This window comes from Peribacillus acanthi (assembly GCF_003073175.1).
GTDB classification, from domain to species: Bacteria; Bacillota; Bacilli; order Bacillales; family DSM-1321; genus Bacillus_BN; species Bacillus_BN acanthi.
In genome coordinates this window covers 42,674-57,623 of record NZ_QBBX01000021.1, presented here as the reverse complement: position 1 = coordinate 57,623, position 14,950 = coordinate 42,674, and the positions used below count along the sequence as shown (strand labels likewise).

The window sequence follows — 14,950 nt, the reverse complement described above, 5'->3', positions numbered from 1 at the left end:
CTTAGCCCTATGGAATATAGAGCTAAAGCCGCTTAAATCATTTTTATTATTTTCAATGTCTACTTTACAGGGGGCAGTTCATAGAGAGGAATGCTTCTTACATATTTTTTACTTAATAATATTTTTTTCGATGACAAGTGCTACGCTATCTGCCATTTGTTTATACGTGGAGTCATTTGGGTGGAACTGATCGCTAGAAAGATCGCGTTTTGCATCTTTGACTAAATTGAATGTATCCACGATCTGTACGTTGTATTTTAAGCCCAAAGTACGAGTCGACTCATTCCATTTCTGGATAATGCTATCGAATGAATCCCCATTTGGTGATTGTTTGAATGGATTATATAGCCCAGTGTAGAGTATCACCGCATCTGGGTTGATTTCTCTAATAATCTTATAAGCCTTTTCTAAATTCGGAATTTCCGTTTTTAGTATGCCGAGCGCCATTTCTTCCGAATAATTATTCAAAACCTCTCCACGGTTGAATAGGTTATTACCTCCGATAGTGATTGAGATAATTTTGGCCTCTTTAAGAGTTCGTTTTACTTCTTTTTGTTCCAGCTGTGCTAGCAAGTCTTCAATCCTGGCACCTCTTATCCCAAGGTTTTGGAAACGTTCAACCGTATTGTTTTCTTTAAGGGTATTACCTACCAACGCAACAAAGCCTTCTCCTTTTGAAGAGCCTACACCTCTAGTTAAAGAATCCCCAAGTGCTATATATGTATCACCTGGTGTTATCGGTGCTTCTTCAGTTTTTGTTAATACTTTCGTTCGCGGTGGGTTCGTTACATCCATATAGGCACTTATAAAGCCATAGCCAAAAAGGGCTGTCAGTGCAATCGATACTGATAAAAATAAGGGCCACATCCATTTTTTCATCGTTTGACCTCTCCTTCTAAGTTATTGTAACAAATATTTTATTTAATTGAGTATTTAAAAGAGTCAATGTGCAAGAATTTAGTTAGAATAGAATAGGGGTGATTTTATGAGTGTAAAACCGACAGTAAAATTAGAAAATGTAACAAAAGTGATTGGAAAAAAGACAATCATTCATAATATATCCTTTGAAATCTTTCCGGGTGAAGTTTTTGGATTCCTGGGACCGAACGGGGCTGGTAAGACTACCACGATTCGGATGCTTGTTGGTTTAATCAAGCCAACGTCAGGTAAAATTGAAATATGTGATTTTGATGTAAAAAAACAATTTGTCCAGGCGATGCAACGACTCGGTTCAATCGTCGAAAATCCAGAGCTTTATAAGTACTTAAGCGGTCGAGAAAACCTACAGACCTTTGCACGTATGCTTCCGAATGTAGATGAAGCACGGATTCAAGAAGTGATTGATTTGGTTGACCTAACAGCTCGGATTGATGATCAAGTAAGGACTTATTCGTTAGGCATGCGACAGCGACTAGGAATTGCCCAAGCACTGTTAGGACGTCCAGATGTCCTGATTTTGGACGAACCAACGAATGGGCTTGACCCAATGGGGATTCGTGACCTACGAACATTTATAAGGAAATTGGTTGATGAAACTGGCTTATCCGTACTCGTTTCCAGCCATATTTTAAGTGAAATCGAATTACTGGCTGATCGGGTGGCCATAATGAGCCATGGGAAAATTGTCCAAGTAGGTACGGTCCAAGATCTCGTAGGTTCTTTATCTTCAGGTGTGGATTGGAGAGTCAGTGATGCATTTACTGCTCTTGCATTTTTCAAAGAGTCACCATTTGTACAAGCTGCAGAATTATATGATGACCATACTGTACACACTCTAATGGACGAAAGCAAGACCTCTACACTGAATAAAGCCTTGATGGAAGCAGGCATTGAAGTGTGGACGATTGAAAGAAAAGTTCAGACATTGGAAGACCTATTCATTAGTTTGACAGGAGGAGATCACATTGTCTAATCCTAATATGGTAGGCCTTGTCCGTAATGAAGTAATAAAAATTGCTTCCAAAAAACGTTTTGCGGTCGTAACAATTATTTTAATCATTCTAGTTTCTATGTTTACATACGCGCAGTATCGAGAGATTCAAGAAAAAATAAAGAAACAAGGTACGTTGGATTGGCGTGTAGAGCTTCAACAGGAAATCGTTGATCGTCAAAATCGGTTGGCGTCAAGTGGAATACAGGATGAATTCAGGCAATTCCTTGAGTTTGATTTAAAGCAAAAACAATATTATTTAGACAATGATATCAATCCGAACTATCCAGGTGCACCAACGTTCATCCGAATCTTCTTTTCACAGGGTGTTACACTTGTTTTGCCATTATTCATTATTATTATCATGGCTGACATTGTAAGTGGCGAATACAATGATGGGACTATCAAAACGTTATTATCCCGACCTGTAAAACGATGGAAAATCCTTATGGCGAAATGGCTGACGATTTTACTGTATACATCCATGTTGATGGCGGTAACGGTCATCGTCTGTTATGCAATATCTGGTATTGTTCTTGGGTATGATGGCTGGACTGCACCGATATTGACAGGGTTCCAAGCCTCACCTTCAGGAGTATTTTCGACGGAATTCGTTCATACGCTGCCAATGTGGCAATACTTACTGATGTCTGTTGGACTTGCTTGGGTGGTGACAGCTGTTGTTGGAACGATTAGCCTCATGATATCAGTTCTTGTGAAAAACACAGCGACTGGAATTGGAACGATGATGGCAGTTCTGATTGCAGGAACATTATTATCATCCATAGGTTCTAGTTGGACTAGTTCCAAGTATTTAGTAAACGTCAATTTTGACATCATTAATTATTTAGAGGGACAAGCTCCGCCTATCGAAGGGATGTCCTTGCCGTTTTCATTGACGGTACTGGGAATATGGACGATTGTATGCCTAGGCATAGCATTTTGGAACTTTACTCAAAAGGATATTTATTAATGTTCAAAGGCCATGTTTCAAGTAAGTGTGTATGCTACTTGGAACATGGCCTTTATTATATTGTTTTAGTTTGTTTATAGAAGATGTTTTTTAAGATTGCACCTACCACATTCCCTATAATCATGAATAGAATCGGCAACCAGACTGGACCGATTAATAATCCAAATAAGGTCAAGCTTTTCGAATAGATGATTCCAACTGTTGCAAAATAGGCACCACATACAAATGGAAGGAATAAGCCCTTGCTTTTGGCTTCACCTGAATCCCTGAAGGCGTCCCAAATGGCGTACATGTAAAGGCAGGGGTAAAACATAAGCCATTGATAGTTGGTATGTAGGATGGACTCTTCTATTTTTCCATTAAAACTAAGGATGATGATATCATTGAGATTTGCTTGGACATTGACGATAAATTCTAAAATGATTAAGGTAATCCCTTTTACATATCTTCCATTTAAAAATTGGCCAAACCCTGGAAGGGCAACGCTCCATAATAGTTTCTCCATTTATGTTACTTTCCCCTCCTGTTTGCCGCGCATTCTAAATTGCTTATATCCATTTCCTATTATTTACCAAACGAAGTGATTTATTCATGCTTTTAAACTGGGTTACTCAATGACTCCCGTTTCTAGCACATTAACTTTTACTTTGGTTTTAATTTTAATGGTAGGGTAAATCTTATCCCATTCTTTTTTGTCCCAATCTCGCGTACGGGTTCTTACCTGGTTCCCAATGCCTATTGGATCAATGCCCAGCGACTGAAATTTCTTAATAAGCTTATTAGATTGTTTTTCAATTTCCTTTATCATGGCTTTCTCGATTTCTTTTATGACAGGTTTTCCTTCAGTGCCGCTCGAAAATTCCCTTAGGATTGCATCAACCTTTAGATTGATGATAATTTCTTCTGTACTCATTGGTTTATGAATGTCAAAGGTTCTTTTAGCAGATATGTTATACAGAGAAGCATATTCTTCTTTTCCTACTTTCACCTTAAATGCTTCACTTCTTGAATTACGAGATGCAAGCATGGTAAATGCGAAATTTTGCTCAGGCTTCGTATGGTATACGTACTTGCCTTTATCAAAGAATGCCATCCCTTCAATTGACACTCTATTTCCCACTGGTTTAATGAGAGGTAAAAATGGATCCATCCCTTCTGAATAATAGGCATATAAAAAGAGATGAAGGTTGGTCTTAGGCAAAAAACCATTTTCGATGTTTTGGACAATTAAATTTGAAATGAAAATTCCTTTATCCATGTTACCGAATTGTTGTACCAATGCTTTTTCTGCTTTTCCTTCAACCACAGCTAAATTCACATTCGACCCAATGCTTGGATCGCGTTGTAAATTATCGATGATTTTCGTAATGTCTTTTTTCGCTATTTTTTCACTATATAAAACCACTTCAATTTTGCCGCTGACCATCGGTTTTTCTGTCTGTTGATTAATGTTCCCCCTTATTTCCTTGCTTAAAGTTGAAACAGATGTAAAAGTTTCATTGACAATCTTCTTATCGGGTAAATACCTAGGAGTCACCGCCGTAGCTTTAAACGTTTTATCATCGACATAATCATAACCAACGGCTGTAGCTAAGTTCACATCATCCAGGATTTTAGGCTGAATGTTCATACAGCCTGATAAGAAGAGACCCGTTGTACTAAGAAGAATCAGCACTTTTCTTTGCTTTGTCATTGGTTTTTTTACTCCTTATCTTCAGCATGACGGTGGAGATACAAACTAAGATTGGTAAATATACGAATAGTAGATAGTAGCCAACTTTAGAGCTTGTATCGATAAACGTATTAATCATATCTCGTCCATTTAGGAAAACCGCAGCAAGGACCATAATCAAAAGCATGGCCCTAGAGATATGTTTGGGCTTAATGTTTAAAGTTAAAGAGGTTGCCTTTGAGGCGCACCAAAGTGTTAAACAGATATTTGGCAATATAATCAATGCCCAGGAAGTGATGCCGATATATTCGAACCGTTCTACAAAAGGCATTTCTACTATTTTCCAGGCGGTTAATGTTGCCCAAATATACTTACTGACCTGTGCTTCACTGAAAAAGATAATGCTCATAATCATGACAAATAAATATAGAACCATGGTAGCGAGATTTCCAATTTGCGCCCATTTTTGGGATTGGTCCGCATGTTTAATGTAGGGATAATACATCAAGAGCGTCGAAATACCAAGATAGCTGTAGGTCATGTCTTTTGATCCCACTGCGATATCTTTGACTGAATGGTTCCAAATCGGCAATATGTTCCTAAACTGTGCGTATTCTAATGGGAAAATAAATGTAAAAACTAGATAAAGTGGGATTACTACTCCAAGAAAGCATATTCCAACAACGGTTTTAAAGCCTCCTGAAATGGTGTAATAAACTAATATCGCTAATATCACACTGAATGTTTTTACATTTATGAGCGGGAACATCCACGCTTGAACGACTTCAATATAAGCCCTGAAAATGGAAATGCTGATGACTAGCCAATATAAAACCCAAATCATAGTGAGAAAACCGCCTATCCATTTACCAAATAGACTTTGGTGGATTCCAACTAGATCTTTTTTTTCTTGATTGAGCAATTTATACATTAACCAGATAGCGAGGGAAAAGAAAAGACCACCAATAATTACAGCAATCCAGGAATCGTTTCCGGCAGATTGGATGATGATTCTTTGAAATCCTAAGATTCCAACACCAACTTGAACACTATGAATAAGATAGGCGACAAGAAAAGGAGATATTTGATCACTCTTTTTTACCATTTTGGAGATCGTTCTCCTTTCCTTTTGAACTAGTGGAATCGTGTTTATCTGCATGTAAGCGAACAGTATCTTCTGTTTGAAGAGCTATAGGGCGTTTGCTTTGTAAAGCAAACGGCAAGCGAACTAACGCGTCACGCCAATCGTAAAGCCTTGGAGGATAAATGGGTTCCAAAAAAGGTCTTCCTAATGAAGTTAGCCTGATTAAATGGACAAGTAGGAAACAGAAGCAAATCGCTACCCCTAATAATCCGATATAATGTGCCAGTAATAGAAAGGGAAATCGGATTAAACGGATTGTATTACCCATGCGATAAACGGGTGTAGTAAAGGATGCAAGGGCAGCCAGGGCCACGATAATCAATAAAACATTACTCGTAAGACCAGCCTCAACGGATGCAGTCCCGATTACGATCCCGCCTACGATACCGATCGTCTGGCCGACTTTAGTCGGTAGTCTTGCTCCAGCCTCACGGAGTAATTCTATCGCCAATTCCAATATCAATGCTTCCAGTATAGGCGGAAGTGGAATTGCGCTTCTAGATGTAACTAGGGTGCTAATGAGATCTTTAGGAATCAATTCATAGTGATACGTTAAAACAGCCACATATATAGGTGTCACCATGATGGAAAATAGTACGGCGAAAAATCGGACGATTCGGAAAAACGATGCCACAGTCCAGTTCAAAAAATAGTCCTCAAATGCTGAGAAATATTCGAATATAGTAGTAGGTGCAATAAGACCATGAGGTGCTCCATCCACTAAAATCACAACTTTTCCTTCCCCTAGAACTGCAGCTAAACGGTCGGGTCTCTCTGTGTCAATGACCTGAGGAAAGGGTGTATTGTTGTTATCCGCAATCAATTGCTTAATATAAGAACTATCTAATACCTGGTCAATCTGGATATCAGAAATTCTTTGCAAAACGGTATTCACATTTTCTGTATTTGCTATTCCGTCAATATGGAGCACTGCCACCCTCGTCTTAGATAATTTACCCACAATCAATTCTTGCACCAGTAATTCTGGAATGGGAAGTCTTTTTCTGATTAAATTCAAATTAGTATCAAGAGATTCTAACAGAGACTCCTTTGGTCCTACTACACTGAACTCTACTTCTGGTAATGAAACTTGTCTAGTTCTAATTACCCCAGATTTAACTAGCACAGCTTCATCCTGTATGCTTGCAAAAGATATCGCAATATACCCTGAAAGTAGGTGGGTTTGGAGTTGACTTGCCCTTGTTGTTACAACTACCTTCTCGATGGGAAGATCGTGAACAATTTGTTCAACAGAAGTAAATTTATTACTTAAAAAGGGAAGTACATCTCTGTGCAATATTTCCGTATCTATTAAAGAGTCGAAATAAGAAATCGTAAGTAGCTCATTATCCAATTGAACAGGAAAACTTGAAAAATCATGAGACTTTCTTAATTGGTTAAATACGTCGTCGAAGTGCAACGGTGCCTTATTTAATGATTGATTTTTTAGTTGATCCATGAACATTCACCTAACGTATTTTAAGTATTTGGCAGAGAGTTAGAACAAAACATTTCTATTATTTGCATATTATTTACAATTCCATATTGTTTTTATGTACATAATAGTGGAAAATTTAAATAAAACATTAGGTTATTAGGAGTGCATCAATGGAATCAAAGTTCTTTATCATGAAGCAGAAAAAGGTATTGCTCCTAAGTGCAATAGTTCTTCTATTCGAAGTGTTAGATCAAGGACTGCAAGGAGTCATTCATGGAGAAGGATGGTACTTTCAACTCATCCATCTAGTATTGAATGTAGGAACAATTACAATACTATTTTTTTTACTTAAAAGGTTCTCTACTACTACTGAAGAGCTGGAGAAGAGTAATCAAAAATTAAATAATATTTTCGATACTTTGGATGTTGCAATATGGTCACATGACTTGAAGTCCAATGTCTTATTGATAACACCGGGAATTGAAAAACTATACGGATACTCTTCAGAAGACTTCTATAAAGATTTAAATCTTTGGAAAAAAGTTATCCTTCCAGCAGACTTGCCAGTCATTGCTGATCGTGAAAAGCAATTTTTACATGGGGAACCAGTAACGAGTATATATCGGATTATACGACCGGATGGGAAGGTACGATGGATTCAAGACCGTGGGTTTCCTACATTAAACGAAGCAGGCGAATTTGTGGACTTTACGAGTGTCCTTTTTGATATTACCGAACAAAGAGAAAGTGAAGATCGATACCGTAGTTTAGTAGAAATGTCACCAGATATTATTGCAGTCATTCGTAAAGAAATCATAGAATATATCAATGAGGCTGGAAGTAAATTAGTAGGAGAAACGGGAACCGGTAATATTATTGGGCAACACATTGGAAAATATGTAACCATGGAAACCATAAATGAGATTCAGAGTTTATTCAGAACGAAGGACTCGAATTATTTTGAAAAGATTAGGATGGAACGGCAAGCAATCAAAGTAGATGGTTCCACTATTGATGTAGAGTTTTCTGCAATGCCTATCTTGTATGGTGGAAGGCATGCCATGCAAGTAATTGGTAGGGATATCACTGAGCGCAAAAAAGCAGAAAAAACGATACAACATATGGCTTATTTCGATTCTTTAACAGGCTTGCCGAACCGTAATAAATTCAGAAACCACTTGAATGAAATTTTGGCTAACAGTCATCCTGAACCGTTTGCAGTCGTATTTTTAGACTTAGATCGTTTTAAGGTAATCAATGACACAAAAGGGCATACAACGGGAGATTTATTATTAAAACAAGTGGCTTTGCGATTACGTTTAGCTGCTAAAAATGTTGGTGATGTTTTCCGTCAAGGTGGCGACGAGTTCATTATTCTATTAGAAAATATCGATAAAGAAGCCGTATCGGATGTTTGCGATCGATTCCTTGCAGAGTTCTCAGCTCCATTAATTTTAGAGGAAGAAGAATTCTACGTGACTCCGAGTATTGGAATAAGTATGTATCCAGAGAATGGGGAAGACATCGATACGTTGATTAAACATGCTGACACTGCGATGTACATGGCAAAAGAACGTGGGAAGAATAATTTTCAATTTTACACCTCCAATCATGATGGACCAACTTTGCGTAAAATGGAGTTAGAAAATAAATTACGGAAGGCTTTGGAGCAGGATCAATTAGTGCTCCATTATCAGCCACAAGTGAATCTAGTATCGGGTCGTATTGTGGGGGTTGAAGCTTTAGTAAGATGGAATCATCCTGAATTAGGAATGGTTTCTCCAGGTGAATTTATTCCACTAGCCGAGGAAACAGGGTTAATTGTGCCTTTAGGAAAATGGATTTTAAAAAATGCGATATTGCAAAATAAAGCATGGCAACAGCAAGGTATGGAACCTATTCCTGTCGCTGTGAATATATCTGTTAGACAGCTTCAAGATGACGATTTTGTCGAATACGTCAAACTGGCCTTAGTGAATACGGATCTTGAACCTAAATATCTAGAGCTTGAAATCACCGAGAGTATCATGCAAAATATTGAACGCTCAACACTCATCTTGAATCAACTGAAACAAATTGGAGTAAAGCTGTCTATTGATGATTTTGGGACGGGTTATTCCTCGCTAAGTTATTTGAAACATCTTCCAATTGATAATATCAAAATCGATAAATCCTTTATTGATGATATTTTAGACGACAATCATCAAGGCTCTATTGTAAAAGCCATTATTGATATGGGACAAAATATGAATTTCACAGTTATAGCTGAAGGAATCGAGCAAGAAACACAAGTGAATTTCCTTTTACAGAATTCTTGCATGATGGGACAAGGATATTTCTTTAGCAAACCACTTCCTGCAAGTGAGATTGGTGATTTGATGAAAAAGAATTCGTGTACGGTATAGATCGGAAGAAGGGAAGTAGTTGCGCTTTGCGGGCTACTTCTTTTTTGTATTGGTGATAGAACAAAAAAACCACCCTCTAGTCTAAACGCTAGAAGGTGGTTTTCTGTCTTAACCCACAAGATCTTTTTGTACAGTCATGGCATTTTTTGTACGTTGTTTCTTAGATTTTCTAAAGTACAGCAATTCATAAATGCATGGGATAACGATAAGAGTCAATAGTGTTGCAACGGCTAAACCGCCAATTACGACGATAGCTAAACTTTGTGAAACTAGGCTGCCTGTTTCTGCTTTTTTGAAAAGAAGCGGAAGCATGGCACAGATAGTCGCTACTGCTGTCATAATGATTGGTCGCATTCTTGTTGCCGCAGCTTCAATGATTGCTTCACGAATGATCATGTTTTGTTCGTTTTGTTTAACGCGATCTAATAACACGATTGCATTCGTTACGACGATACCGATTAGCATTAATGCACCGAGAAGTGCCGTGATATCAACTGATATTCTACTAATCAAAATTCCTAGGATTGCACCGATTGCTGCAAGTGGTAGCGAGAATAGGATAGCGATTGGCGCTTTGAATGATTTGAACGTCATAACCATGATTAAGAATACGATACCGATAGACACAAGCATGATTAAGAATAAATCAGTAAAGTCATCTGCTTGCTGTGCACTAGCTCCACCAACAAAAATTTCGACACCTTCAGGAAGCTTCATGCCTTTATTGTCTTTTTTATCGCCCATTAGCTCTACATTCACTTTTGCTGCAATTTCAGACAGTTTGGCAGGATCGACTGAAGCAGTTACTTGTAAATACGTATCTCCGTCTTTGTGGAAACGGTTTGTGGAGCTTTCTTCACTTTGTAAAGTGGCAACCGCAGAAACTGGTACCATTGCTGCTCCAGCCATAATTGAAATGTTCTTTAGCTCTTCTGGTGTTTTTGTATCCAGGACTGGTTCAAGGAATACAGTCGTTTGTTTGTCATCTAAAGTGATAGTACCGATCGGTGTACGGTTTAATAATACACCTAATTGACCAGCGATTTGTTCAGTATTTCCTTTTGTAGGATCCACAATTAATGAGTGAACCATTTTCTTTTCTTCTTGGTTCGTTGTAACTTCTTCTACACCATTAATCTTTGAAACTATTTCTTTAATGCCATTAGCAGATTCTTCTAAATCCTTTACATCGTCTCCGACGACATCAATGGTAATATTCGTTTTCGCTCCACCCATCATGAACGATGCGGCAGAAGCTTCTAACTCGCCTCCAGGATACTTATCCTTTTGTTTTTCTATTTGTTTTAACACTTCATCCGTATGCTTCGTGTCAGTTAATAAAATGCTAATATTGGCTTGGGTTGGTGAGGTGACCCAACCACTTTGAGCAGCCTCTTCAGAAGAACCCATTACTAGGAACACATATTTAACTTCATCGATTTCACGAATTGTTTTTTCTAATTCAATTGCTTTTTCTTTTACCTCTGCAATCGGTGTTTCATTCGGATAGGTTAAAGTGGCTGATACATAATCAGCCGAAGAATTGTCTACTGCCCCTTTTGGAATAGCGAAGTATGTGCCAATAGATCCTACGAATAAAAGGAAAGCTACGACAAGGATGACCCATTTATGGTTCAATGACCATGTCACAAACTTCACAAAACGCAATGAAGGCTTATGCTCTGCAAGTTTTGTTTTCTTTAATAATCCAGCACTCATTAATGGAACAACTGTTAATGCTACAATTAATGAAGCCAATAAAGAATATGTGACCGTCAAGGCGAAAGGAAGTAGGAACTCTTGTAAGCCACCATTTAACAAGCTCATTGGCAAGAATACAGCTACTGTTGTCAAGGTAGATGCTGTAATTGCCACTCCAACCTCTTTAGTCGCATCAATTACTAGCTGAACTGAAAACTTCTCTGTTTGCATTTTGCGGAAAATATTCTCGATGACTACGATACTATCATCTACTAAACGACCGACCGCTACGGCTACTCCACCTAATGTCAAGATGTTCAATGTTACGCCTGACCATGAAAGAAGGAATAGTGTAAAGCATAACGATAATGGAATAGATACGATAGTAATAAAAGTAGAACGGAAGTTGCGAAGGAAAACCATTATTACAATCGTTGCAAATAACGCGCCAAGAAGCACTTCCTTAACCATTGTATGTACTGATGTCTCAACCATTTGGGCAGAGGATAGGTACAAAGTAGATTCTTGGTTTTTGTATTTCTTATTAATTTCTTTTACTAGCTTTTCAACCTCTTTGTTTAATGATACAGCATTTGATTGACTGTCTTTCGTAACACTGATATCAATGCTATCTTTTCCATTAAAACGGCTAATAATATTTTCGTTCTTTGTTTCTTTAATAGTAGCAATATCACCAAGTGTGACATTAGGAGCAACATTGATGCCCTTAAGTTTTTCTATGCTGTTCAAATCGCCAACAACTTTAATGTTGCTCGTTTTTCCGTCGATGACTTTTTCTCCAACGGCAACAGAACTGTTTTGACCTTGTAGAACACCCATTACAGCTTGAAGAGAGATTTGGTTTTGTGCTAATTTTTCTTCGTCAACCTTTACAGAGACGACAGCATTAGAAATCCCTAACGTCTGTACATTAGCAACTCCCTTTAAATCCTTGAACATCGGCTCTATTTCTTCTTTTACAAAATCCATGTTTTCTTGCGTCATTCCATCATCGAACGTTATGGAAACGAAGGAAATTGGAATCATGGACGTGTTTAGTTGGGTAACAGAAGGCTTCATAATGTTCGGAGGTAGCTGTAGATTATTGAGCGCCTCTTGTACTTCTTGTTTTGCCTCCTTCATATCAGAACCCGGTTCAAAGAACAGGTCTACTTTGGAAAAGCCGTCTCCAGTTGTAGAGAATACGTTTCTTTTTCCTTTTACGCCTGTAACAGCCCTTTCAATGGGGGTGGTTACAACACTTTCCATCGTTTTGGAATCTGTTCCTTGACCCAACGCAACGATGGTAACTTGAGGATTATCTGCAGTTGGTAAAAACTCCATTGGAAGCCTGAAATAACTAACAATCCCTACAATCAAAACTAAGATTGTCATTAACGTAACAGCAGCCTTGTTTTTAAAAGACCACTTGGTAAACAATGACATGAAAATCTCTCCTTTTATGGTAAAAATATCCTATATTCCGAAATGAATCTTAACATAATTTTTGAAGGTCGGATATAGGTTTTTATGAAAATAAATAAATAATTTACATTAGGCTATTCACTAACTATGATGAATAATAAGATAGCTAAACTTTGGAAAATAGTGACCTTCGTCATTTATTTTTTCATATCGAGGGAAGGGGGGAAGACGGTTGAAATGGTTTCGGTTCTTTTTATTGATGACAGGATTGTTGCTATGTGGTTTAGGGATAGCGATTGCCATAAAAGTAAAGCATCTTGGCTTGCACCCCTGGGATGTGTTGAATGTAGCTTTATTCGAGTTATTTGGACTGTCAATTGGAACATGGAGTATAATAAGTGGCTTAATTTTGTTGGCATTTTCATTAGTGGTAAATAGAAAATATATTGGTGTAGGAACTTTTCTTAACACAATACTAATCGGCCTATTTATCGACTTTTTCCTGTGGACCGGTCTTCTTCCGAGTGCGACTCATACTTGGGTAGATTATTTAATTTTAATTCTAGGAATTGGAATCGCAGGAACAGGTGGCGGGATGTATGTGGCAGCAGGGCTTGGTGCTGGTCCCCGGGATGGATTTATGTTATACATAGCGGATAAAACAAAACTATCCGTCAGCCATGCACGAATTCTCGTAGAGAGTTTAGTACTCATTGTAGGGTATTTATTAGGTGGCCCAGTGTTTATAATGAGTTTACTGTATACCTTCTTGCTTAGTCCTGTGTTTGGAAGGTCATTGATGGTATTTAAAGGATTAATAACTTCAATTGAAGAGAGAAGAGTGCCCAATAGTATTTCTTCGTAATATAGAAGGCGACCCAATGTTAATGGGTCGCCTTTTTACTATTTCCAAACTAGCAATAAGGTTGATACCTTTCCGAATAATGTATGAAAAAAATTGGAAAAGTAATCAGTGTTACATATTTTTAGGAATGGAGGCGTATGATGCTTAGTATTTTTCTTGGTCTTATTTTACTGATGGGACTGGCATACCTTGGTTGGTCGATTATTTGGATCGCTCCGTTGACAGCTGCAGTTGTTGCATTGACTAGCGGTCTTGATTTACTGCCAACCTATCTTGAAACGTACATGACAGGTTTTGTAGAGTTTACGAAAAAGTGGTTTCCCGTGTTTTTATTCGGGGCTATATTCGGAAAATTAATGGAGGATACTGGAGCCGCTCAATCTGTGGCATTCTTAATAACAAAGCTGATTGGAAAGAAACGCGCCATTTTGGGTGTGTTAATTGCGGCAGCAGTTCTTACTTATGGTGGGGTAAGCCTGTTTGTAGTGGTTTTTGCGATTTATCCCTTAGCGATTGCCCTATTTCGTGAAGCAGGCATATCCAGAAAATTGTTACCCGGTACTTTCGCTCTCGGAGCCTTTACATTCACGATGACAGCCTTACCTGGTACTCCACAAATCCAGAATTTGATTCCAATGGATTATTTTAAGACCACTCCGACTGCCGCTCCGATTATTGGAATAGTAACAGGATTAGTGATGGCGGTAGGTGGATATTTTTATTTAAGCTGGCGCGAAAAACGACTGACAAAAGCGGGTGAAACCTATACACCTCCGGAAAAAGAGGTGAAGGAAGTAAAGCGTGAAGAATTGCCAAACTGGATATTGTCTTTTTTACCGCTTGTTATAGTGGTTGTTACGTTAAACGTTTTAAAATGGAATATCTTGACGTCCTTACTTGTGGGAATTATAGCTATCATGCTGTTTAATATCAAGAAATACAAACAATTCATTCCATCCATCAATGGAGGTGCTGCTGGATCAGTAATGGCGGTCATTAATACGAGTGCTGCTGTAGGGTTTGGTGCTGTCGTTACAGCAGCCCCTGGGTTTGCAAAATTGACTGCACTTGTATTAGGGATAAAGGGTAATCCCCTTATCTCAGAGGCAATTGCGGTTCAAGTATTGGCTAGCATCACCGGTTCGGCTTCCGGGGGCATGGGTATTGCATTAGAGGCTTTAGGTGCGCAGTATTACCAATTAGCACTTGAAACTGGAATGAGTACTGAGGCTTTTCATCGAATTGCATCCGTGTCATCTGGAGCCTCCATTCTACCGCATAATGGGGCGCTCCTTACATTGTTTGCAGTAACAGGATTAACACACAAAGATTCTTATCGCGATATTTTGTTCGTTGGAGTATTAATTCCAATTGTTGCAGTCGTGATTGGAATTGTT

At 38.3% G+C, this 14,950-nt stretch carries 11 protein-coding genes; 5 read left to right on the top strand and 6 right to left on the bottom strand.

Features of this window, described 5'->3' with window-relative positions:
- Nucleotides 1-108: 108 nt before the first annotated feature.
- Nucleotides 109-879 carry an SGNH/GDSL hydrolase family protein gene (locus DBX25_RS17655; protein WP_108672096.1) on the bottom strand — a complete coding sequence of 257 codons (771 nt, stop codon included), beginning with the start codon at nucleotides 877-879 and terminating at the stop codon, nucleotides 109-111.
- Nucleotides 880-985: 106 nt separating this feature from the next.
- On the opposite strand from DBX25_RS17655, the gene DBX25_RS17650 reads away from it, so the two are divergent.
- Both DBX25_RS17650 and DBX25_RS17645 read left to right on the top strand, forming a co-directional pair.
- Nucleotides 986-1,912 carry an ABC transporter ATP-binding protein gene (locus DBX25_RS17650; RefSeq protein ID WP_108672095.1) on the top strand — a complete coding sequence of 309 codons (927 nt, stop codon included), beginning with the start codon at nucleotides 986-988 and terminating at the stop codon, nucleotides 1,910-1,912.
- Entirely contained in the window at nucleotides 1,905-2,903 is a 999-nt protein-coding gene (locus DBX25_RS17645; protein WP_108672094.1) for an ABC transporter permease, read from the top strand. The genes DBX25_RS17650 and DBX25_RS17645 overlap by 8 nt, the downstream gene beginning before the upstream one ends.
- A 55-nt stretch (nucleotides 2,904-2,958) precedes the next feature.
- Here the strand turns inward: DBX25_RS17645 and DBX25_RS17640 are convergent, their stop codons facing one another.
- The 4 genes from DBX25_RS17640 to DBX25_RS17625 form a co-directional block, all read right to left on the bottom strand.
- Entirely contained in the window at nucleotides 2,959-3,408 is a 450-nt protein-coding gene (locus tag DBX25_RS17640; protein WP_108672093.1) for a hypothetical protein, read from the bottom strand.
- A 102-nt stretch (nucleotides 3,409-3,510) separates the two neighbouring features.
- A complete protein-coding gene (locus DBX25_RS17635) occupies nucleotides 3,511-4,596 on the bottom strand; it encodes a Ger(x)C family spore germination protein (RefSeq protein WP_108672092.1) in 1,086 nt (361 codons plus the stop codon).
- Nucleotides 4,562-5,680 carry a GerAB/ArcD/ProY family transporter gene (locus tag DBX25_RS17630; RefSeq protein WP_157951009.1) on the bottom strand — a complete coding sequence of 373 codons (1,119 nt, stop codon included), beginning with the start codon at nucleotides 5,678-5,680 and terminating at the stop codon, nucleotides 4,562-4,564. Before DBX25_RS17630 ends, DBX25_RS17635 begins: the two co-directional genes overlap by 35 nt.
- Nucleotides 5,664-7,184, bottom strand: a complete 1,521-nt coding sequence (locus tag DBX25_RS17625) for a spore germination protein (protein ID WP_420812963.1) — start codon at nucleotides 7,182-7,184, stop codon at nucleotides 5,664-5,666. The genes DBX25_RS17630 and DBX25_RS17625 overlap by 17 nt, the downstream gene beginning before the upstream one ends.
- 143 nt (nucleotides 7,185-7,327) lie before the next feature.
- On the opposite strand from DBX25_RS17625, the gene DBX25_RS17620 reads away from it, so the two are divergent.
- Entirely contained in the window at nucleotides 7,328-9,562 is a 2,235-nt protein-coding gene (locus tag DBX25_RS17620) for a sensor domain-containing protein (protein WP_240620383.1), read from the top strand.
- 108 nt (nucleotides 9,563-9,670) lie between these two features.
- Here the strand turns inward: DBX25_RS17620 and DBX25_RS17615 are convergent, their stop codons facing one another.
- On the bottom strand, nucleotides 9,671-12,709 hold the full coding sequence (locus DBX25_RS17615) for an efflux RND transporter permease subunit (protein WP_108672089.1): 3,039 nt from the start codon (nucleotides 12,707-12,709) through the stop codon (nucleotides 9,671-9,673).
- Between the two features lie 211 nt (nucleotides 12,710-12,920).
- Between DBX25_RS17615 and DBX25_RS17610 the strand changes: the two genes are divergently transcribed.
- Nucleotides 12,921-13,553: a YczE/YyaS/YitT family protein gene (locus DBX25_RS17610; protein ID WP_476704055.1), complete on the top strand. Its 633-nt coding sequence runs from the start codon at nucleotides 12,921-12,923 to the stop codon at nucleotides 13,551-13,553.
- Between the two features lie 140 nt (nucleotides 13,554-13,693).
- Nucleotides 13,694-14,950 (top strand): GntP family permease (locus tag DBX25_RS17605; RefSeq protein ID WP_240620385.1); only part of this gene is annotated, 1,257 nt, incomplete at its 3' end.